We start from the raw sequence: 22031 nt of genomic DNA, 5'->3' as shown, positions 1-22031 counted from the left end.
CCTCTTATCGGGTAGATAAGAGGGCGTCGTGGCAACTTAGAGAGTGATAACGCCAATCGCCGTCACAACGGTCAGGATTGCCGCCAGACCGTAAAAGACCCATTTGCCCGCGGGCACGTGGATTTTCAGGTCATGCATCGCGTGGTGCATACGGTGTAGGCCACACCATAGCGGCAGCACAATCATCAGGAACAGAAAAACGCGACCAATAAAGCTTTGGGCGAACGTCAGTACGCGCTCAAAACTCAGGGCATCGCCCGGAAATAGCCCCAGCGGCAGCATGATGCCAACCAGTAGCACGATCACCGGCGCGATGATCGCGCCCCACATACCGCCTGCGCCAAACAGTCCCCAGAATACGGGTTCATCAGAACGTTTTGGGTTTGGATTAATCATCCGGGACTCCTTACCAGAACAGGGCAACATACAGAATGACTACGGTGACTACCGCAGTGACCACCCAAAGCCCTTTGATGATTGGCTCTGGCCCCATTTTTTCGTCTTTTACAATGATATTGGCCGCCTTCGGCGCCAGTTCAAACCAGGTTTTGGTGTGCAGCAGCGCGGCCGCCAGAGTGATCAGGTTTAAGATCACTACCACTGGGTTTTGTAAAAAGCCGACGAATCCCATCCAGGATTCCGCGCCGTGTTTGAGCGCAAACAGACCGAAAATCAGTTCAATACTGAACCAGACTGCCGGCACCGCTGTGCCTTCGCGCAGCATATAAAAGCGATAAAACGGCAGTTTTTTCCACCAGGTGGACGTCATCGGCCGCACATAGGGTTTGCGTTTAGTCGTCATGTTGCACTCCTTAGCGTGGTTTCAGGGTGGCGATAAGAAAGTCTTTCGAGCTTTCCACTTTACCCTGCTGAATGGCCGCAGCCGGATCGACATGTTTTGGACAGACTTCGGAGCAGTAGCCCACGAAAGTACAGGTCCATACGCCGTTCGGACTGTTCAACTGCGCCATACGCTCCTTCTTACCGTGATCGCGGCTATCTTCGTTATAGCGATGCGCCAGCGTAATCGCAGCCGGTCCGATAAACTCAGGATTCAGACCGAACTGCGGGCACGCGGCGTAGCACAGACCACAGTTGATGCAACCGGAGAACTGATGATACTTCGCCATTTGCGCCGGGGTCTGGACATTCGGCCCCTGATCTGGCGTGCGAGAGTTGCCAATAATGTACGGTTTGATCGCTTCCAGGCTTTCGATAAAGTGCGTCATATCGACAACCAGATCGCGCTCAATCGGGAAGTTCGCCAGCGCTTCCACCTTCATACCGTTGGTGTAATCGCGCAGGAAGGTTTTACACGCCAGTTTAGGGACGTTGTTGACCATCATGCCGCAAGAGCCGCAGATCGCCATACGGCAGGACCAGCGGTAGCTCAGGTCTGGCGACAGGTTATCTTTGATGTAGCCCAACGCGTCCAGTAGCGATGTTGTTTCATCATAAGGAACTTCATAGAAAGCACTGTGCGGCGCGGTATCGGTTTCCGGGTTATAGCGCACCACCTCAACTTTCAGGTTTTTCATCTCAGCCATTCGCCTTCTCCTTCTTATCGGCTGCTTCCGCTTCACCGCCGTAAACACGTTTGGCTGGCGGCAGGGTGGTGATTTTCACGTCGCTGTATTCCAGACGGGTCGTGCCATCAGCATCGCGGAAGGCGAGGGTGTGCTTGAGGAAGTTCACATCGTCGCGCTCGGTACAGCCTTCATCCAGACGCTGATGCGCGCCGCGGGACTCTTTACGCGCCAGCGCAGAGTGCGCCATACATTCCGCCACGTTCAGACCATGACCCAGTTCGATGGTATACAGCAGGTCAGTGTTGAACACGCTGGAGGTATCGGAGATACGTACGCGCTTGAAACGTTCCTGAAGCTCGGCCAGTTTATCAATGGTTTTCTGCATCAGTTCCGGGGTACGGTAAATACCGCAACCTTCTTCCATAGACAGACCCATCTCATCGCGGATCTTCGACCAGTTTTCGTTGCCTTCCTGGTTCACCAGATTTTTCAGACGTTGTTCAATATCGGCAACCTGGGCGTCGAGCGCGGCGCTATTTGCGGCGCCTGCCGTCGCAGCGCGTTCCATTGCTTGTTCGCCAGCCAGACGACCAAATACCACCAGTTCCGCCAGTGAGTTGGAACCGAGGCGGTTCGCGCCATGCAGGCCAACAGAGGAGCATTCGCCAACGGCAAACAGCCCTTTGACACGGCTTTCACAGTTCTGGTCGGTTTCAATGCCGCCCATGGTGTAGTGCGCGGTCGGACGTACTGGAATCGGTTCTTTAACCGGATCGACGCCGACATAGGCTTTCGCCAGTTCGCAAATGAACGGCAGACGTTCATGCAGTTTCTTCTCGCCGAGATGACGCAGGTCGAGGTGAACCACATCGCCGCGCGGCGTGGAGATGGTGTTGCCTTTACGCCATTCGTGCCAGAAAGCCTGGGATACTTTGTCGCGCGGCCCCAGTTCCATATATTTGTTTTTCGGCTCGCCCAGCGGCGTTTCGGGGCCCATGCCGTAGTCTTGCAGGTAACGGTAGCCATTTTTATTGACCAGAATACCGCCTTCGCCGCGGCAACCTTCGGTCATCAGGATACCGGAACCTGGCAGGCCGGTCGGGTGATACTGAACGAATTCCATATCACGCAGCGGAACGCCGTGGCTCAGCGCCATGCCCATCCCGTCGCCGGTGACGATGCCGCCGTTGGTGTTATAGCGGTATACGCGGCCTGCGCCGCCTGTCGCCATGACCACGGCGTTGGCGCGGATTTGCACCAGCGTGCCTTCCATCATGTTCATTGCCACCAGGCCGCGCGCATGGTTGTCATCAACCAGAATATCCAGCACAAAATGTTCGTCAAAGCGCTGGATTTGTGGGAACTGCAGGGAAGTCTGGAACAGGGTATGCAGCATATGGAAGCCGGTTTTATCCGCGGCGAACCAGGTACGCTCGATTTTCATACCACCGAAGCGACGCACGTTAACGCTACCGTCCGGACGGCGGCTCCACGGGCAGCCCCATTGCTCCAGCTGCGTCATCTCAGTGGGACAATGGTGGACAAAGTAATCCACGACATCCTGCTCACACAGCCAGTCTCCGCCTGCTACCGTATCGTGAAAATGGTAGTCAAAGCTGTCATGATCCTGGGCGACAGCGGCTGAACCCCCTTCGGCAGCGACGGTGTGGCTGCGCATCGGGTACACTTTTGAGATCAGTGCGATTTTAGCATTGGGATTCGCCTGTGCGGCAGCAATTGCAGCACGTAATCCCGCGCCACCGGCGCCTATAATGGCAAGATCGGCTTGAAAGGTTTGCACGACATTCCTCCAGATTATTGTAATTTCACCCTCGCGCAGCCAGATAAAGCCTCTGGGTTCTGCGAAGTATGAATGCGTTTCCACTGCTCCTTTATGGGTACAACAGTATAGTCTCAGGGATGTGAGGGAAATTTGACGTGTTCGATTTTTTTAGCGTATCAGAGGGATGAATTATCATTGATTTTGATTAATTTAATTACTAAACCATCTGAAATCACTTTTTTTACCCTCCAGAAGGCGCCCGATACGCCCGCGCAAAATTTGTTTCGCCCGCGCGTTGCGAGTAGACTTCGTGACCTTGTCTTAAACTGGAGAAAGAATCATGAGCGAAACGGCAACCTGGCAGCCGAGCGCGTCCATCCCCAATTTATTAAAACGTGCGGCGATTATGGCGGAAATCCGTCGTTTCTTTGCCGATCGTGGAGTGCTTGAGGTTGAGACGCCCTGCATGAGTCAGGCGACGGTCACAGACATTCATCTGTTCCCGTTCGAAACGCGTTTCGTCGGACCTGGCCATTCCCAGGGGATGAACCTCTATTTAATGACCAGTCCGGAATACCATATGAAACGCCTGCTGGCGGCAGGGTGCGGCCCGGTTTTCCAGCTATGCCGCAGTTTCCGTAATGAAGAGATGGGACGACATCATAATCCGGAATTCACCATGCTGGAGTGGTATCGCCCGCATTACGATATGTACCGCCTGATGAATGAAGTGGATGATTTGCTTCAGCAAGTGCTGGATTGTCAACCTGCGGAAAGTCTCTCCTATCAACAGGCGTTTCAGCGCCATCTGGAGATTGACCCGTTATCAGCAGATAAAACGCAACTGCGTGAGGCGGCGGCAAAGCTTGATTTAAGCAATATCGCTGATACGGAAGAAGACCGTGATACGTTGCTGCAACTGCTGTTCACGATGGGGGTTGAGCCGCATATAGGTAAAGAAAAGCCGACCTTTATTTATCACTTTCCGGCAAGTCAGGCATCGCTGGCACAAATCAGTACCGAGGATCATCGCGTCGCCGAGCGCTTTGAGGTGTACTACAAAGGTATTGAGCTGGCGAATGGTTTCCACGAACTGACGGATGCACGTGAGCAACAACAGCGCTTTGAACAGGACAATCGTAAGCGCGCCGCGCGCGGTCTGCCGCAGCAGCCGATTGACCAAAATCTACTGGATGCGCTGGCCGCCGGTCTACCGGATTGTTCCGGCGTGGCGCTGGGTGTTGATCGTCTGGTGATGCTGGCGCTGGGAGCAGAAAGTCTGGCGGACGTGATTGCTTTTACGGTCGATCGGGCGTAAATCTGAAATTCACTCTTTCGCGAGATAAAATGGCGCAATAAGCGCCATTTTGTAGCATATTTTTTCAATTATCCTCTGTTTGCCACAACATAAGGCTGGAACTTTGATGCCATTTAGGTATCAATCCTGTGTTGATTTTTTTATCGCTGACCTTTGTAAAAAAGAAGGCGGCGTCAATCGGTGAGCGGCGTCTGGCAAACGCGCTCAAGAGTAAGGGATGGTTGAATGACCCACACGATAAAAAAGATGAGCCTTATTGGGCTTATCCTGATGATTTTTACTTCTGTTTTTGGTTTTGCGAATAGCCCGTCGGCGTTTTATTTAATGGGGTATAGCGCAATCCCGTGGTATATATTTTCTGCCTTGCTGTTTTTTATTCCATTCGCCTTAATGATGGCTGAAATGGGTTCCGCTTATCGCAAAGAAGAGGGCGGGATCTATTCGTGGATGAATAATAGCGTGGGGCCACGTTACGCGTTTATCGGCACGTTTATGTGGTTTTCATCGTATGTCATATGGATGGTAAGTACGGCGGCAAAAATTTGGGTACCGTTTTCTACTTTTGTTTTTGGCGCCGATATGACGCAGCACTGGCGTATTGCGGGGCTTGAGCCTACGCAGGTTGTCGGGCTGCTCGCCGTCGGCTGGATGATTCTGGTGACGTGTGTCGCCGCCAGAGGGATCAATAAAATTGCGCGAATTACGGCGGTCGGAGGTATTGCCGTAATGTGCCTTAATTTAGTTTTATTGTTAGTGAGTGTCGCTATTTTGTTATTAAATGGTGGGCATTTTGCACAAGAAATTAATTTTACCTCGTCACCGAATCCGGGTTATCACTCCGGCCTGGCAATGTTGTCATTTGTGGTATTTGCTATTTTTGCTTACGGCGGTATTGAGGCTGTCGGCGGACTGGTGGATAAAACCGAGAAACCGGAAAAGAATTTTGCGAAAGGTATTGTTTTCGCGGCTATTGTGATTTCAATTGGTTATTCTTTGGCGATCTTTTTATGGGGCGTCAGCACTAACTGGCAACAGATATTAAGTAATAGCGCCGTTAACTTAGGGAATATCACCTACATTCTGATGTCGAGTTTAGGCACGACATTAGGTAACGCGTTAAACCTTTCTCCGGACGCAGCGATGACGGTGGGCGTCTGGTTTGCGCGTATCACCGGCCTTTCTATGTTTCTGGCTTATACTGGCGCGTTTTTTACGTTGAGCTATTCACCGCTGAAAGCCATTATTCAGGGGACGCCAAAAGCGTTGTGGCCCGCGCCGATGACGACACTGAACGCTAACGGTATGCCGGCGACCGCTATGTGGCTACAGTGCGTGCTGGTGAGTCTGTTTATTTTGCTGGTCTCTTTTGGCGGTGACACCGCATCGGCGTTTTATAACAAACTCACGCTGATGGCGAACGTCTCAATGACCTTGCCATACCTGTTCCTTGCGCTGGCATTTCCCTTCTTTAAAGCGCGTCAGGATCTGGAGCGGCCATTTGTTCTCTTTAAAACCAAAGCCTCTACCCTGGTCGCGACGGGTGTTGTGGTGCTGGTGGTGACGTTTGCCAACGTCTTTACCATCATCCAGCCAGTGATTGAAGCTGGGGACTGGGACAGCGCCTTGTGGATGATCGGCGGCCCGATCTTCTTCTCGCTGCTGGCGATGGCGATTTATCAGAATTACAGCAGCCGCATGAGCGCTGATCCGGAGTGGGCGGCGGAGTAAAGGCCGTATGCCGGATAAGACCCCACGGGTCGCATCCGGCGTTTATTGCCCGATGGAGAACGTTATGAATGATAGTTCGAGAGACCCGATTATCACGGAAGATGAGGTTAAGGCACTCAATTTTACTCCGGAAGATATCCTTGAAATAGAAAAGGTTATTCTTTCTTCCGTTCATGTTGCACGTCGAAAGGTTGCGATGGTAGTAGGAATGACTATTGGCACGTTAAGGGATCGCGATGAGGATAAGTGGAAACATGTGTCGGATATTTATTGCGCGTATGTTATAAGATGCCTCGTATTTCGCGGAGAACTGGTGGGTTACGGCGATTTATTCCGAATGCGCTATAGCGAAATTAACCTGCCTGTTGCCGATCTGGACGCATAATAAGTCCGAAAATGTCTGTGAGCTGCGATGAAATGCCCGATGGCGCAAGCTTATCGGGCCTACAGATTAATTGCCGATAAGACCCGACGGGTCGCATCCGGCATTTCTTGCCTGGATCATGCGCTACAAACTGCCCGCCGGGCGGCTGGTTTTACCCGCTGACGTTAACGTTCTCCCCGTTTGTTTACCGCCGAGACTCTCCAGACGCATCTGGAAAGGCGGGAACGGCATATCAATACCGTGCTCGCGGAAGCCCGCCAGAATCAATTGGTGGATCTCATGGCGTAATGGCATACGGTGTCCCATTTCCGCAGCATAGATACGCAGTTCGAAAATCTGAATACCCTGCTGGAGATCCACCAGAAAGATTTCAGGCGGCGGGTTATCCAGCACCAAAGAACAGCGCTGCGCCGCCGTCAGTAGAATTTGCGTCACCTCTTCGCTATTGGCATCCGCCGGCGCCGGGATGGTTAACACCACGCGCGTAACGGAGTCAGACAGCGACCAGTTGATAAACTGTTCGGTGATAAAGGCTTTATTCGGCACGATAATCTCTTTACGATCCCAGTCGCTGATGGTGGTGGCGCGGGTATTGATTTTGGTCACGCTGCCGGTGAGATCGCGAATGGTCACCGTATCGCCGATACGAATCGGCTTTTCAAACAAAATAATCAGGCCGGAGATAAAGTTAGCGAAAATTTCTTGCAGGCCAAAACCAAGCCCAACGCCGAGCGCGGCCACCAGCCATTGTAGCTTCGACCACTCAATGCCGATCATTGAGAAACCGACCAGCCCGCCAATCAGCATTAACAGATATTTGGTGATGGTCGTGATGGCGTAACCGGTACCAGGCGTTAAATCGAGATGCTGTAATAACGCCAGTTCCAGCAGCGCGGGCAGATTACGCACCAACTGCGTGGTGATGATAAAGACCAGAATCGCAATGAGCACAGCCCCGAGGGTAATCGGCTCCAGGCTTTCCACGCCTTGCACCGTAGAGGTGACATCCCACAGCGAAATATTCTCCAGGAAGCCGAATGCCGAGTGGATTTCCGACCACAGTACAATTACCGATAGCAGGGCGATAAGCATCAGAATTGAGCGGACCAGACGCAGCGACTGAGCGCTAATAGCGTCAAGATCGATTTCACTTTCATCGATGTCGACCGCGCCTTCCAGGCTGGAGGAGTGCGCCGGTTCTTCTTCGCCGCGCGCGCGCTGCGCCAGCATTTCCGCCCGACGATGTTTGGCGCGGTCAAAAGCCAGTCGGCGTCGTTGGATCAGCATCCAGCGGCGAATGACGTGATAGATGACCAGCAACAGGAACCAGATGGCGACCGAGGTTTCCAGTCTCGCCAGTAGCGCCTGCGCTGTGGCCAGATAACCCACCGCCGCCGCCAGAATCGCGATAAGCGGCGCGCCCATCAACATATTCCACAGCAGGCTGTTGACCATGTTGTCGCCGTTGCCTTCTTTATCAAGATAGAGCGGGATGCCCGCTTTTTTCAGACTCAGCGTGACCAGCGCCAGCGCGCCGCATATCAGGATGAAGCAAAGGCGGCCCAACGAGCCGGAAAACTCCCGATCGTTAAGATTATCAAACATGATCACTGCCATGATGAGCGGCACGATCAGCCCAATGCTCATCAGGTAGTAGCGCATCGCTTTCGCTACCCGGTTTCGCGGCCAGCCGAAATGCGCCACAAACAGACCATTAGGGCGGGCAAACGCAGCGCAAATCATGACTACCCACAACAGCGGTACTGTCGCCGTCACGCCATCGCCGATGGCGACGGCCAGCGGATACGGCCAGGCTTCCTGTAGACCATAGCCGAGCGTCGCCCACAAGACCGGCAGCGGCGAGGCCACCAGAATCGACCAGAACACCGTTCGCAGCGTCAGCGAGAAGTGATCCTGGGTGACTTTCCCGACGCGCGAGGCCGAGCGCTCAAGGAACCGGTTGAAGTGTTGGCGTGAATAGAGGCTAAACCCGACCAGCGCCAGCGCGCCGAATAACGGCAGTAGCGTCTCTTTGCTGGTCAGCATCATGATGCTGGCTTTACCTAACTGATTAAATGTATCTAATGAGATAAGCCGGCGTAAATCCTGAACCAAATCAACAGGCCAGGAGAGCGATAGCGGGCTAACGTCAGCGGTCCAGAACAGATAACGGTGGGTCGCTTCATTAACCTCTTTAAGCGCATCCTCCAGTTGGCTGTTGGAGACTTTCAGTTTGGTCAGCTCCAGGATCAGCGTGTCGCCGCCCTGTAACAAAGAGTTGAGCAGCTCGCGCTGAGTGCGAAGCTGGGCGTCAAGGATCTGGTTTTGCTCGGCGGTCAGCGGCTGTCCATTGGCCTGACGTATTTGCCGTAGCTGCGGCTGCTTATTGAGTAACTCTTCATAGCGCATACGGTGGACGCGTAGCTGCGCCATTTCCGTATCAAGCTGCTGCGGCTTAGGCATCTCTGGCAGACGGGCGACCTGCGCGCGCAGCGCTTCGCCAAGCATGTTGGACACGCCAAGCCATTGCGACTGCTCCCGCAGCGTATTGAGCGCCTGGCGCACCTGTAACGTTTGGCTGGTGGCCTGTCGCTGCTGCGAGGCGACCAGATCCATCCGCTGCGCTTGTTGATTGAGCGCCTGTGACAGCTCGCGGTTGACTTTAAATTGTTCGACGATGCCTTCCGGCAAACCGGCGCTGTTTTCCGCCAGCAGCTCAGTGCTTTCCAGCGCGCGTTCCGCTTCACGTTGACGCAGGCTATTGAGCTGATTGCGCAGCGCCTGAAGATACGCATCCAGTTGCTGACTCTGTTTTTCCGCCAGCTCGGAACGCAGACGAGCCAGTTCCTGCCGGTTGTTGGCGGACAGTTGCGCCAACTCCAGTTCGTCGACTAACGCTTTTAGTTTGGCGGACTCCGCCTGCATATTGAGACTTTGCGCCTGGCTAAGCGCGGCACTTCCGCCTGCGGCGCCGAGTCGTCGCTCAATCTCATTAAGCTGGCGGCGGGCGTCGTTTTGCTGTTGGGGAAGCTGGCTGAGCGAGTCGGCGATCTCCCTGACGCGCTCCTGCTCCTGTTGCGCCTCGCGGGTTTTATCCAGTAGCTGGCTGCTAACCTGCAAGATCTCCTGATTTAACGCTTCGGTGGACATCTCTGGCGGTACGCTGCGAGGTTCATCGCGCAGATTATTCAACTGGGCGCGCAAGGTGGCGGATAGCTTAGGGAAATTATCAATAACGTGTTGATATTGTTTCGCGCGCTCAAGCGAGCCTTTTCGCTCTTCAAGCGCGTTTAACGCAGTCTGGAGCGCCTCAACGGCTTCCGGCTGAGCGGGCTTCGCCGCTTTTGCCTGCTCCAGTTCCTGCGTGATTTGTTTGGCGTCGGGGGCCGTTGCGGCGAAGGCCCCCGTGCTGAGGCACCAGGCCATCAGAAAAGCGATAATCAGGCGCACGTCAGCATTCTCTCTTGATTAGGTGTCGTCTTTTTTATTGTCAACCAGCGGGCTGGCGTCGTGTTCGGCTTTAATTTCTTCTGCCGGCAGCGGAGCAGGTTCTACCTCCGGCGCGACGAATGTTTCGGTCGACGTCGCCAGCGGTTGGCCAATTTTGGTAACGGACAGGCTTGCCAGCGACGCGATCAGATTCACTTTCCCCGGCGCAAATAAGTTGATGACCGTGGAACCCAGTTTAAAGCGCCCCATCTCCTGGCCTTTCAACAAGGCGACAGACCCTTCATGTTCGCCTTCTGGCCAGGTCCAGCGCTTGATGATGCCTTCGCGCGGCGGGGTAATGGTCCCCGCCCAGACGGTTTCGATACTGCCGACAATAGTTGCGCCGACCAGAATCTGCGCCATAGGACCGAACTCGGTATCAAACAGACAGATAACGCGCTCGTTGCGGGCAAACAGGTTGGGGACGTTTTGCGCGGTCAGATGGTTAACGGAGAACAGATCGCCCGGTACGTAGATCATTTCGCGCAGGATGCCGTTGCATGGCATATGCACGCGATGGTAGTCGCGAGGGGAGAGGTAAGTGGTCACAAACGTGCCGTTGCGGAACTTATCCGCCATCAGGTAGTTACCCGCCAGCAACGCTTCAAGGCTGTAATTATGGCCTTTGGCCTGTAAAATTTTATCTTCTTCGATACGACCCAACTGGCTTATCACGCCGTCGGCAGGCATCACCAGGATGTTAGGATCGGTATTGAGCGGACGCACGTCATCACGCAGCGGACGAACAAAGAAATCATTGAACGTACGATAGCTGGCGGTATCCGGTTTTTGCGCCTCAGTCATATCAACTTTGTAATACTTTACGAAGAGATCGATAACCAGTTTTGTCAGCCATCCTGCTCGTTTGCTTGCGCCCCAGCCCGCCAGGCGAGTGAGCCATAGTTTCGGCAGAATGTATTGTAGCGAAAGTTTAAATGAGTTTAACAAGGTAGCCTCCAGGCCATTGTTGTTCCTGAACCGGCAGTTATACCGGTATCCTGAAAAAAGGGGACGATTCTAACGACGCCTAGCGTATCTGTCAGTCGTCCGTATCAGAAAAGTTTTTACGCGTTTTTACCTGCGCCATACTTTCAAGAATTCGGTGATAATTTTCGAAACGGGTTTCCGCAATAGCGCCGTTCTCTACCGCTTCGCGAATGGCGCAGCCTGGATCGGCGTCATGCTTGCAGTCCCGGTATTTGCAATGTCCCAAATAGTCATGAAATTCGACAAAGCCCTGGGTGATTTGTTCCGGCTCCAGATGCCATAAGCCGAACTCGCGCACGCCGGGGGAATCAATGACATCGCCGCCATGCGGGAAATGATACAGACGAGCAGCGGTAGTGGTATGTTGACCCAGACCGGAGACATTCGACACATCGTTCGTCAGAATCTCGTTCTGTAAGCCGAGTAGAGCGTTTAGCAGACTGGATTTTCCGACGCCGGACTGCCCGGCAAAAATACTGATGCGACCGGTTAACGCCTCTTCCAGCGGTTTCAGACCATCCTGCGTATGGCTGGAGACCATCAGCACGCGATAGCCGATATTGCGGTAGATATCCATCTGCTCATTAACGAAGTCCATACCTTCGTCGTCCAGCAGATCAATTTTATTGAGTACGATAAGCGGCTCAACCTGTAGGGTTTCACAGCCGACCAGATAGCGATCGATGATATTCAGCGACAGCTCCGGCAAAATCGCGGAGACGATAACGATTTGGTCAATGTTGGCGGCAATAGGCTTCACGCCGTCGTAGAAGTCCGGGCGCGTCAATACCGAGGTGCGCTCATGCACCGCTTCAACGATGCCTTTTACGTTGACGCCCTCTTCGGCGGCTTTGCCTGGACGCCAGACGACGCGATCGCCCGTCACCAGCGAACGGATAGTGCGGCGGATATTGCAACGGTGAACCTCGCCGTCAGCAGACTCCACATCGGCATGCATACCAAAACGGCTAATGACGATACCTTCTGCAGGCTCGCCAAACAGGTTGTCATCGTAGTCGGCTTTCTCCGCGGACGTTTTTAAACGACGCTGGTGATTGGCGTTCACACGGCGCTGCTGGCCTTTGGAGAGTTTATTTTTGCTCAATCGTACTGGCTCCTGGTCGCCCATAGTGGGCAAAACATCTATGATACACGCAATTGTAGATGAATATAGTCACAGTGAATGTGACCTCTGAAGGGTGGAAAATAGCATGAGTGCCGATGAAAACAACCTGATTTGGATCGATCTGGAGATGACAGGTCTGGACCCCGAGCGCGATCGCATTATTGAGATAGCCACGCTGGTGACGGATGCCAGCCTGAACATTCTGGCAGAAGGGCCGACGATTGCGGTACATCAATCCGATGCGCAACTGGCGTTAATGGATGACTGGAACGTGCGCACCCATACTGGCAGCGGTCTGGTGGATCGCGTTAAGGCAAGTACGATGGGCGAACGAGACGCTGAACTGGCGACGATTGAATTTCTGAAAACGTGGGTGCCTGCGGGTAAGTCGCCGATTTGCGGTAACAGCATCGGTCAGGATCGTCGTTTTCTGTTTAAATATATGCCAGAACTGGAGGCCTACTTCCACTATCGCTATCTGGATGTCAGTACGCTCAAGGAACTGGCGCGCCGCTGGAAGCCGGAGATTCTGGCTGGCTTTACCAAGCAGGGCACGCACCAGGCGATGGATGATATTCGCGAGTCGGTGGCGGAGCTGGCTTACTACCGCGAGCATTTCATTAAGCTGTGAGGCGTAACATGCCGGATGGCAACGCCAGAGCGTCTCATCCGGCAGCTCTCCCGCCACTGAATTACTGCGTAAACCATTTCTCTTGCATTTGCGCATATTCCGGCGACGCTTTCACCTTATCGAGCGCGGCATTAATTTCTTGCAATAGCGCGTCGTTGCCTTTGCGTACCGCAATGCCTAACCCTTTTCCGTAGTAGTCAGGATCGCTGGCGCGTTCATCCATGATGGCGTAATCCGGATTGTTTTTTAGCCACTTACCAATCGCGGCGACATCGCCAAACACGCCCTCAAGACGGTTATTTTTCAGATCGGTAAAGGCGTTTAGATAGCTGTCATAGGCGACAGGCGTGATGGCTTGTTGTTTATCCTGCAAATAGCGCTGATGCGTTGTACCGTTTTCCAGACCGACTTTTTTGCCTTTCAGATCGGCAAAAGTGTGATAAGCCCCTTTACGCGTGACGACTACCGCCGATAGACCTTCGTAATAGGGTTGGCTAAAGGAGACCTGCTGTTCACGTTTGGGCGTCATATCCATACCGGCGATCACCGCATCAAACTTTTTGAAGCGTAGGCCGGGGATCAGACTATCAAAGCTCTGGTTAGTGAATGAGCACTCCGCTTGCATCTCTTTGCAGACCGCGTTGGCAACATCAATATCGAAACCAACAATTTTATTATCGGCATCGACAAACTCATAGGGCGCATAGGTGGCGGAGGTGCCAAAATGTAATGTTCTGGCGGAAACGGAAGCGGCGTGAACGGAGAGGCTGGCTAACAGCATGACAATAAGTTTTTTTTTCATCTTGATCCCTGATATCAATTGGATGTTGTGGTCACCGTGCTATTCTTTTTTTGGCGCAGGGTGCTATTCTGATTCTGTGCCTTTAGGCGTGGCGTGGAAAGTTTTTTGTTGCATAGCGCACGCTTTGCTCGTTTTTTGTCTTGTTTGGTGATTTAATCAGCATTCAAACAAAAATCGCGAAAAAATGCGTTCAGGGGCTTGCAGCTAAATGGATTTCTCGTATAATGCGCCTCCCGTAACGACGCAGAAATGCGAATTACGACAGCAACAAATTTGCGGGAATAGCTCAGTTGGTAGAGCACGACCTTGCCAAGGTCGGGGTCGCGAGTTCGAGTCTCGTTTCCCGCTCCAAAATTTGAAAGTACTTGTTAAGTACAAGCGCACCCAAGCGGGAATAGCTCAGTTGGTAGAGCACGACCTTGCCAAGGTCGGGGTCGCGAGTTCGAGTCTCGTTTCCCGCTCCAAAATTTGAAAGTACTTGTTAAGTACAGACCACCAATCGCAGGATTTCGAATTGCGACAAGGCGGCAACTGAATGAGTCCTCAGGAGCTTACTGAAGTAAGTGACTCAGGCGAGTGAAGGCAGCCAACGCAGTAGCGGTTCGAAAGACGAAGATTATGCGGGAATAGCTCAGTTGGTAGAGCACGACCTTGCCAAGGTCGGGGTCGCGAGTTCGAGTCTCGTTTCCCGCTCCAATTCTTATCTACAGTGAAATTATCCACAACGAATATCGCGTTGGGGCACGTTTTGTTCCGCTTTCGTCAGATCCTTGTAAACAGACTTATCCACAGGACGGCCCATTACTCCTGGAATGCAAAAAATCATACCTGACGCGTAGAATTTCTATAATTTACTGAAAAGTATAGAAAAAATAAGATTTCAAAACGTTAGCGTTATTGTCTGTTCCTTTTTTCCCTCTTGAATCGCAATGTGTTTTTATTTTTATACACAGCCTGTGAATAATTCAGGCATCGCGCACCAGCCCTTTTTCAATCACCCTGACCAGACGCTGTTTTTTCGGTAGCTGCACTTCAATGATGCAGGCGTTGCGCTTTTCAATTTGTTGCGCAATCGCCCATTCGATATGCTCATCAAGAAGTGGATGCTCACCCTTGCGGCTTTCCAGCGCCGTAATGACGGCATTACTCCACGGCGCATTCCCCAGCGCGACGGCAACATTGCGCAGCCAGCGTAAATGGCCAATGCGCCGAATCGCAGAACCTTCAGTGACTTTCAGAAACTGCGCTTCGCTCCAGCTAAACAACTCAAGCAAATCTGGGTTATGCAGCGCCTTGCGTGGGCTAAAATCTGCTTCGTCGGTCAACTGAGAGTAACGATTCCACGGACAGATAAGCTGGCAGTCATCGCAGCCGTAAATACGGTTGCCTATCAGTGGGCGAAATGCTTCCGGAATAGCGCCTTCCAGCTCAATGGTGAGATAAGAAATACAGCGCCGCGCGTCCACCGTATACGGTTCGACGATCGCCCCGGTCGGGCAAATGGTCATACAGGCGACGCATTTGCCGCAACCTTCCTCGACCGGCTGGTCGACCGGCAGCGGTAAATCAATCAGCAGTTCCCCCAGGAAAAAGAATGAGCCCGCCTCCCGATTAAGGATAAGTGAGTGCTTACCCGTCCAGCCAAGTCCGGCTTTTTCCGCTAATGGGCGTTCAAGAATAGGCGCAGAGTCGACAAACGGTCTAAAATTCAGCGAACCGCAGTACTGCTGGATCTGCTCGCCCAGTTTTTTAAGGCGGCTGCGTAATAGCTTGTGATAATCACGCCCCAGCGCATATCGGCTAATGTAGCCCAGCGTGGGATCCTTCAACGTACTGGCAAACGCGGCGTTGGCGGGCAGATAGTTCATGCGCACGCTGATGACACGTAGCGTACCGGGTAAGAGTTCATGAGGCCGGGCGCGCATCATACCGTGGCGCGCCATCCATGCCATCTCGCCGTGGTATTGTTTGTCCAGCCACGCCTGCAGCGCAGGTTCGGATGCGCGCAGATCGGTATCAGTAATACCGACCTGCTGAAAGCCCAGCTCCAGCCCCCACTGCTTAATATTTTGCGCTAACTGATTGAGATCGAGGGGCTTTGACATGATGGACCATAACATGAAGAAAAACCCTGTAAGTATACCACACTCCATTTGGCCCGCCGATGACATCAAACGGCTGGAACGCGATGCGGCGGATGCCTTCGGACTCACACTCTATGAATTGATGCTGCGCGCTGGCGACGCGGCATTTCGGGTAGCCCGTGACTGTTATCCTGACACCCGACACTGGCTGGTGTTGTGTGGTCATGGCAACAACGGCGGCGATGGTTACGTCGTGGCGCGACTAGCGCAAGCGGCGGGCATTAGCGTAACGTTGCTGGCGCAGGAGAGCGACAAACCGTTACCTGAAGAAGCGGCGCAGGCGCGCGATGCCTGGCTGAATGCCGGCGGCATTATCCATGCTGCCGATATTATCTGGCCGGAAGCGACGGATCTAATTATCGACGCGCTGCTTGGCACCGGCATAGCCCAGGCGCCGCGCGACTCGGTAGCCGGTCTGATTGAACAGGCGAACGCCCATCCTGCGCCGGTTGTCGCCGTCGATATCCCGTCAGGTCTGCTGGCGCAAACGGGCGCCACGCCTGGCGCGGTGATAAGCGCCGCGCATACGGTCACGTTTATCGCCCTGAAACCAGGCCTGCTGACCGGCAAAGCGCGTGACGTTACCGGCATATTGCATTATGACGCGTTGGGGCTGGAAGGCTGGCTGGCGAGCCAGACGCCGCCGCTCCGGCGTTTTGACGCGACGCAGTTGGGGCAATGGCTAACGCCGCGTCGACCGACCTCGCATAAGGGCGATCATGGTCGTCTGGCGATTATCGGCGGCGACCAGGGAACAGCGGGCGCGATTCGGATGGCTGGCGAGGCGGCGCTGCGTACGGGGGCTGGGTTGGTCAGAGTACTGACTCGCGGTGAAAACATCGCGCCGTTGCTGACAGCCCGCCCGGAACTGATGGTACATGAACTTACGCCTCAGTCGCTGGAAGAGAGCCTGACCTGGGCTGACGTTGTGGTGATCGGCCCGGGGCTTGGGCAGCAGGAATGGGGCAAAAAAGCCTTACAGAAAGTAGAAAACGTCCGTAAACCTATGCTGTGGGATGCGGATGCGTTGAACCTACTGGCAATCAATCCTGATAAACGTCACAATCGCGTGATTACGCCGCATCCGGGAGAAGCTGCCCGCCTGTTAGGATGTTCTGTGGCAGAAATTGAAAGTGATCGCTTACTTTCAGCACAGCGTCTGGTAAAACGGTACGGAGGCGTGGTCGTGTTAAAAGGCGCAGGAACGATTATCGCCGCTGAACACCACCCTCTGGCTATCATTGACGCTGGTAATGCAGGGATGGCGAGCGGCGGGATGGGCGATGTCCTGTCCGGCATCATCGGCGCATTGCTCGGACAGAAGTTTACCCCGTATGATGCGGCATGTGTGGGATGTGTGGCTCACGGCGCGGCGGCGGACTTACTGGCAGCGCGTTATGGCGCTCGCGGCATGTTGGCGACCGATCTTTTTACTACGCTGCGGCGTATTGTTAACCCTGATGTGATTGACGTAAACCATGATGAATCGAGTAATTCCGCTACCTGACGAACAGGCGACGCTAGACCTGGGGCAACGGGTAGCCAACGCCTGTGATGGCGCGACCGTTATTTATCTGTATGGCGATTTAGGTGCCGGTAAAACGACGTTTAGCCGGGGATTTTTACAGGCGTTAGGCCATAACGGTAATGTAAAAAGCCCCACCTATACGCTGGTAGAGCCTTATGCGCTTGATAACATGATGGTATATCACTTCGACTTGTACCGTCTTGCGGACCCGGAGGAGCTGGAGTTTATGGGCATTCGCGATTATTTCGCCAACGACGCCATTTGTCTGGTGGAGTGGCCGCAACAAGGTAAAGGCGTTCTCCCCGACCCGGACGTCGAAATCCATATTGATTACCAGGCGCAGGGGCGTGAGGCTCGCGTAAGCGCGGTATCCTCATCGGGTCATTCGTTACTGGCGCGTTTAGCCGATTAGCTATAAAGGTGGCGGGATGATTTATCGCATCAAAAATGCCGTAATAGCAGCCTTAATCCTGCTGTGCGCGCAGGCGGGCGCCGCCAGTCTCTCTGATATTCAGGTGTCCAACGGCGAGCAGCAGGCGCGCATTACGCTGAGTTTTATCGGCGAGCCGGAATATGCTTACTCACAGGACGGTAAACGTACCGTGGCGCTGGATATCAGGCAGACCGGCGTGATTCAGGGGCTGCCGCTTCAGTTTAGCGGTAACAATCTGGTGAAAACGATCCGTGCCGGAACGCCGAAAGATGCGCAATCTTTACGGTTGCTTGTCGATCTGACGGAAAATGGTAAAACCGAGGCTGTGAAGCGGCAAAACGGCGGCAACTATACGGTCATTTTCACCATTAATGCCGATGTTCCGCCGCCGCCACCGCCTGTCGTCGCGAAACGGGTTGAAAGCGCGCCCCGCCCGACGGAGCCTGCCCGTAATCCGTTTAAATCTTCTGATGATCGCCTGACCGGCGTAACCAGCAGCAATACCGTTACGCGGCCTGCGGCGCGCGCGTCGGCAGGCGCTGGCGATAAAGTGGTGATTGCTATTGATGCCGGACATGGAGGCCAGGACCCCGGTGCGATAGGCCCGGGCGGTACGCGCGAGAAAAATGTCACCATCGCCATCGCGCGTAAGTTACGCACATTGCTGAATAACGATCCGATGTTTAAAGGAGTGCTGACGCGTGACGGCGACTATTTTATTTCGGTGATGGGGCGGTCTGACGTGGCGCGTAAGCAAAACGCCAACTTCCTTGTCTCTATTCATGCGGATGCCGCGCCAAATCGCGACGCCACTGGCGCCTCCGTCTGGGTATTGTCCAATCGTCGCGCGAACAGCGAAATGGCAAACTGGCTTGAGCAGCATGAGAAGCAATCCGAACTGTTAGGCGGCGCTGGCGATGTGCTGGCGAACAGTCAGTCAGACCCTTACCTGAGCCAGGCGGTACTGGATTTGCAATTCGGTCATTCGCAGCGGGTAGGGTATGATGTGGCGACGAACGTGCTAAGCCAACTCGACGGCGTGGGGTCGCTGCATAAACGTCGCCCGGAACACGCTAGCCTGGGCGTGTTGCGTTCGCCGGATATCCCGTCCATTTTGGTGGAGACGGGCTTTATCAGTAATCACGGCGAAGAGCGATTGCTGGCGAGCGACCGCTATCAGCAGCAGATTGCTGACGCTATATACCGGGGGTTGCGTAAGTACTTTGCAGCGCATCCGATCCAGTCTGCGCCGCAGGGCGGCCCAGGCCAGACGGCCAGTACCAACCAGCCTGGCGCCATAACCGCCGCGAATTAAGGAGATTTCATGCCGATTCAGGTTCTGCCGCCGCAGCTTGCGAACCAAATCGCCGCTGGCGAAGTGGTGGAACGCCCTGCGTCGGTTGTTAAAGAGCTGGTAGAGAATAGTCTGGATGCAGGCGCCACCCGCGTTGATATCGACATCGAGCGTGGCGGCGCGAAGCTTATTCGTATTCGCGACAATGGCTGCGGCATTAAAAAAGAGGAGCTGGCGCTGGCGCTGGCCCGTCATGCCACCAGTAAAATCGCCTCGCTTGACGATCTGGAAGCGATTATCAGTCTGGGATTTCGCGGCGAAGCGCTGGCCAGTATCAGTTCGGTCTCGCGTTTGACGCTAACGTCGCGTACGGCGGAGCAGGCGGAAGCCTGGCAGGCGTATGCGGAAGGGCGCGACATGGACGTGACGGTAAAACCCGCCGCGCACCCGGTCGGCACCACCCTGGAAGTTCTGGATCTCTTTTATAATACGCCCGCCCGGCGCAAATTCATGCGTACCGAAAAAACGGAATTTAATCACATCGATGAGATCATCCGTCGTATTGCATTGGCCCGTTTTGACGTCACGCTTAACCTGTCGCACAACGGCAAATTGGTACGGCAGTATCGCGCTGTCGCAAAGGACGGGCAAAAAGAGCGCCGGTTAGGCGCCATCTGCGGCACGCCGTTTCTCGAACAGGCACTGGCGATCGAGTGGCAGCATGGCGATCTGACCCTGCGCGGCTGGGTCGCCGATCCGAATCACACCACCACGGCGTTAACGGAGATCCAGTACTGCTATGTGAATGGCCGCATGATGCGCGACCGCTTGATCAACCATGCCATTCGCCAGGCCTGTGAAGATAAACTGGGCGCGGACCAACAGCCTGCGTTTGTGCTGTATCTGGAGATTGACCCGCATCAGGTGGATGTCAATGTTCATCCCGCCAAGCACGAAGTGCGTTTTCATCAATCCCGGCTGGTGCACGACTTCATCTATCAAGGGGTGCTGAGCGTTCTGCAACAGCAGACGGAAACGACTCTGCCGCTGGAGGAGATTGCGCCAGCGCCGCGGCATGTCCCGGAAAACCGTATCGCCGCGGGGCGCAACCATTTTGCTGTACCCGCCGAGCCAACTGCGGCGCGCGAGCCCGCGACACCGCGTTATTCCGGCGGCGCATCGGGCGGCAACGGCGGGCGTCAGTCCGCAGGTGGTTGGCCGCACGCGCAGCCAGGTTATCAGAAGCAGCAGGGCGAGGTTTATCGCGCGCTTTTACAGACGCCGACGACGAGCCCCGCGCCGGAGGCGGTTGCGCCTGCGCTTGACGGACATAGCCAGAGTTTTGGTCGCGTACTGACGATAGTCGGCGGTGACTGCGCGTTGCTGGAACATGCGGGGACTATCCAGCTCTTGTCGCTGCCGGTTGCGGAGCGTTGGCTGCGTCAGGCGCAGCTTACACCGGGTCAAAGTCCGGTTTGCGCGCAGCCGTTGCTGATTCCTCTGCGTTTAAAAGTGAGCGCCGATGAAAAAGCCGCGCTGCAACAAGCCCAATCTTTGTTGGGAGAATTGGGTATTGAATTTCAGTCAGATGCGCAGCATGTGACCATTCGGGCGGTGCCTTTACCCTTACGACAACAAAATTTACAAATCTTGATTCCTGAACTGATAGGCTACCTGGCGCAGCAGACCACATTTGCAACGGTCAATATTGCACAATGGATAGCGCGTAATGTGCAGAGCGAACATCCGCAGTGGTCGATGGCGCAGGCCATATCGCTGCTGGCGGATGTTGAGCGGCTATGTCCGCAGCTGGTAAAAGCGCCGCCGGGTGGCCTGTTACAACCTGTTGATTTACATTCGGCGATGAACGCCCTGAAGCATGAATGATGTAAGCAAGGCGAGCCTGCCTAAGGCGATATTTTTGATGGGGCCGACGGCCTCCGGCAAAACGGCGCTGGCGATAGAACTGCGTAAAGTTTTGCCAGTAGAGTTGATAAGCGTTGATTCCGCCCTCATTTATCGGGGAATGGATATTGGCACGGCTAAGCCGAATGCCGATGAGCTGAAAGCGGCGCCGCATCGACTGCTGGATATACGCGACCCGTCGCAGGCGTATTCGGCGGCGGATTTTCGCCGCGACGCGTTAGCGCAAATGGCGGAGATCACCGCTGCGGGGCGTATCCCGCTGTTAGTGGGCGGTACCATGCTGTATTTTAAGGCATTGCTGGAAGGCTTATCGCCGCTGCCTTCAGCAGATCCGGAAGTCAGATCCCGGATAGAGCAGCAAGCAGCGGAGCTTGGATGGGAGGCGTTGCATCAGCAACTTCAGGAGATAGATCCGGTTGCCGCCGCGCGAATTCATCCAAATGATCCGCAAAGACTTTCCCGGGCACTGGAAGTTTTTTTCATTTCGGGTAAAACTTTAACGGAGCTAACGCAAACGTCAGGAGACGCGCTACCGTACCAGGTGCATCAGTTCGCTATCGCCCCGGCGAGCCGTGAACTGCTCCATCAGCGCATTGAACTGCGTTTTCATCAGATGTTGGCTTCAGGTTTTGAAGCAGAAGTCCGGGCGCTTTTTGCCCGAGGAGATTTGCATACGGACTTGCCTTCCATCCGTTGTGTGGGATACCGCCAGATGTGGTCATACATTGAGGGCGAAATCTCATATGATGAAATGGTTTATAGAGGTGTTTGCGCCACGAGACAGTTGGCGAAGCGCCAGATGACCTGGTTGCGCGGTTGGGAAGGGGTGCGCTGGCTTGACAGTGAGAATCCCGATCGGGCGCGAAAAGAAGTATTACAGGTTGTTGGTGCTATCGCAGACTGAATGTGTACAATTGAGACGTATCGT

At 54.3% G+C, this 22031-nt stretch carries 18 protein-coding genes and 3 tRNA genes; 12 read left to right on the top strand and 9 right to left on the bottom strand.

All coding sequences use genetic code 11. From position 1 onward, the window contains the following. Positions 1-36: 36 nt before the first annotated feature. From frdD to frdA, 4 genes are read right to left on the bottom strand one after another with little or no spacing between them, the layout of a single operon-like run. The gene (gene frdD, locus J4645_RS15735) at positions 37-396 is read right to left on the bottom strand and encodes a fumarate reductase subunit FrdD (RefSeq protein ID WP_000609650.1); all 360 of its coding nucleotides are present in this window, start codon (positions 394-396) and stop codon (positions 37-39) included. 10 nt (positions 397-406) lie between these two features. After that, on the bottom strand, positions 407-802 hold the full coding sequence (gene frdC / locus J4645_RS15730) for a fumarate reductase subunit FrdC (protein ID WP_000208749.1): 396 nt from the start codon (positions 800-802) through the stop codon (positions 407-409). 10 nt (positions 803-812) lie between these two features. Beyond that, positions 813-1547 carry a fumarate reductase iron-sulfur protein gene (gene frdB / locus J4645_RS15725; protein ID WP_000829509.1) on the bottom strand — a complete coding sequence of 245 codons (735 nt, stop codon included), beginning with the start codon at positions 1545-1547 and terminating at the stop codon, positions 813-815. Further along, the gene (frdA, locus tag J4645_RS15720) at positions 1540-3330 is read right to left on the bottom strand and encodes a fumarate reductase (quinol) flavoprotein subunit (protein ID WP_001192952.1); all 1791 of its coding nucleotides are present in this window, start codon (positions 3328-3330) and stop codon (positions 1540-1542) included. The genes frdB and frdA overlap by 8 nt, the downstream gene beginning before the upstream one ends. A 322-nt stretch (positions 3331-3652) precedes the next feature. On the opposite strand from frdA, the gene epmA reads away from it, so the two are divergent. The 3 genes from epmA to J4645_RS15705 all read left to right on the top strand — a co-directional run bounded on the left by epmA (position 3653) and on the right by J4645_RS15705 (position 6743). Continuing rightward, the gene (gene epmA / locus J4645_RS15715; protein WP_000004797.1) at positions 3653-4630 is read left to right on the top strand and encodes an elongation factor P--(R)-beta-lysine ligase; all 978 of its coding nucleotides are present in this window, start codon (positions 3653-3655) and stop codon (positions 4628-4630) included. A gap of 225 nt (positions 4631-4855) precedes the next feature. Beyond that, positions 4856-6358: a glutamate/gamma-aminobutyrate family transporter YjeM gene (yjeM, locus tag J4645_RS15710; RefSeq protein WP_000149872.1), complete on the top strand. Its 1503-nt coding sequence runs from the start codon at positions 4856-4858 to the stop codon at positions 6356-6358. 64 nt (positions 6359-6422) lie between these two features. After that, positions 6423-6743 (top strand): hypothetical protein, encoded by a 321-nt coding sequence (locus J4645_RS15705; protein ID WP_023215141.1) that lies wholly within the window; start codon positions 6423-6425, stop codon positions 6741-6743. A gap of 123 nt (positions 6744-6866) precedes the next feature. On the opposite strand, the gene mscM is transcribed toward J4645_RS15705, so the two are convergent. The 3 genes from mscM to rsgA all read right to left on the bottom strand — a co-directional run bounded on the left by mscM (position 6867) and on the right by rsgA (position 12324). After that, entirely contained in the window at positions 6867-10193 is a 3327-nt protein-coding gene (mscM, locus tag J4645_RS15700; RefSeq protein WP_001236749.1) for a miniconductance mechanosensitive channel MscM, read from the bottom strand. 18 nt (positions 10194-10211) lie between these two features. Next, positions 10212-11180 carry an archaetidylserine decarboxylase gene (asd, locus tag J4645_RS15695; protein WP_000934949.1) on the bottom strand — a complete coding sequence of 323 codons (969 nt, stop codon included), beginning with the start codon at positions 11178-11180 and terminating at the stop codon, positions 10212-10214. A 91-nt stretch (positions 11181-11271) separates the two neighbouring features. After that, complete coding sequence (gene rsgA, locus J4645_RS15690; RefSeq protein ID WP_208208991.1) at positions 11272-12324, bottom strand: small ribosomal subunit biogenesis GTPase RsgA; 1053 nt, start codon at positions 12322-12324, stop codon at positions 11272-11274. Between the two features lie 106 nt (positions 12325-12430). Here rsgA and orn point away from each other — a divergent pair, with 106 nt between their 5' ends. Continuing rightward, the gene (orn, locus tag J4645_RS15685; RefSeq protein ID WP_001271546.1) at positions 12431-12976 is read left to right on the top strand and encodes an oligoribonuclease; all 546 of its coding nucleotides are present in this window, start codon (positions 12431-12433) and stop codon (positions 12974-12976) included. 61 nt (positions 12977-13037) lie between these two features. On the opposite strand, the gene J4645_RS15680 is transcribed toward orn, so the two are convergent. After that, complete coding sequence (locus J4645_RS15680; protein ID WP_000727892.1) at positions 13038-13778, bottom strand: arginine ABC transporter substrate-binding protein; 741 nt, start codon at positions 13776-13778, stop codon at positions 13038-13040. 275 nt (positions 13779-14053) lie between these two features. On the opposite strand from J4645_RS15680, the gene J4645_RS15675 reads away from it, so the two are divergent. The 3 genes from J4645_RS15675 (at position 14054) to J4645_RS15665 (ending at position 14474) form a co-directional block, all read left to right on the top strand. Then, positions 14054-14129: transfer RNA gene (locus J4645_RS15675), tRNA-Gly, on the top strand. 37 nt (positions 14130-14166) lie between these two features. Then, a tRNA-Gly gene (locus J4645_RS15670) sits at positions 14167-14242 on the top strand. Between the two features lie 156 nt (positions 14243-14398). Then, positions 14399-14474: transfer RNA gene (locus tag J4645_RS15665), tRNA-Gly, on the top strand. 269 nt (positions 14475-14743) lie between these two features. Here J4645_RS15665 and queG read toward each other — a convergent pair. Continuing rightward, positions 14744-15883: a tRNA epoxyqueuosine(34) reductase QueG gene (gene queG / locus J4645_RS15660; RefSeq protein ID WP_023215142.1), complete on the bottom strand. Its 1140-nt coding sequence runs from the start codon at positions 15881-15883 to the stop codon at positions 14744-14746. Here queG and nnr point away from each other — a divergent pair. From nnr to miaA, 5 genes are read left to right on the top strand one after another with little or no spacing between them, the layout of a single operon-like run. Continuing rightward, entirely contained in the window at positions 15882-17429 is a 1548-nt protein-coding gene (nnr, locus tag J4645_RS15655) for a bifunctional ADP-dependent NAD(P)H-hydrate dehydratase/NAD(P)H-hydrate epimerase (RefSeq protein WP_023215143.1), read from the top strand. The genes queG and nnr overlap by 2 nt on opposite strands. After that, entirely contained in the window at positions 17401-17862 is a 462-nt protein-coding gene (gene tsaE, locus J4645_RS15650; protein WP_000981984.1) for a tRNA (adenosine(37)-N6)-threonylcarbamoyltransferase complex ATPase subunit type 1 TsaE, read from the top strand. The genes nnr and tsaE overlap by 29 nt, the downstream gene beginning before the upstream one ends. A gap of 16 nt (positions 17863-17878) precedes the next feature. Further along, positions 17879-19198, top strand: a complete 1320-nt coding sequence (gene amiB, locus J4645_RS15645) for an N-acetylmuramoyl-L-alanine amidase AmiB (RefSeq protein WP_000640362.1) — start codon at positions 17879-17881, stop codon at positions 19196-19198. A 9-nt stretch (positions 19199-19207) separates the two neighbouring features. Continuing rightward, a complete protein-coding gene (gene mutL, locus J4645_RS15640) occupies positions 19208-21064 on the top strand; it encodes a DNA mismatch repair endonuclease MutL (RefSeq protein WP_001627583.1) in 1857 nt (618 codons plus the stop codon). Further along, positions 21057-22007: a tRNA (adenosine(37)-N6)-dimethylallyltransferase MiaA gene (gene miaA, locus J4645_RS15635; protein WP_001000734.1), complete on the top strand. Its 951-nt coding sequence runs from the start codon at positions 21057-21059 to the stop codon at positions 22005-22007. Before mutL ends, miaA begins: the two co-directional genes overlap by 8 nt. The last annotated feature ends 24 nt before the right edge of the window (positions 22008-22031 follow it).

It is taken from the genome of Salmonella sp. 32082101201600294FB01SM01, assembly GCF_017572865.1.
Taxonomy (GTDB): domain Bacteria; phylum Pseudomonadota; class Gammaproteobacteria; order Enterobacterales; family Enterobacteriaceae; genus Salmonella; species Salmonella enterica.
The sequence above is the reverse complement of the archived record's forward strand: the minus strand, read 5'-3'. Positions and strand labels throughout refer to the sequence as shown.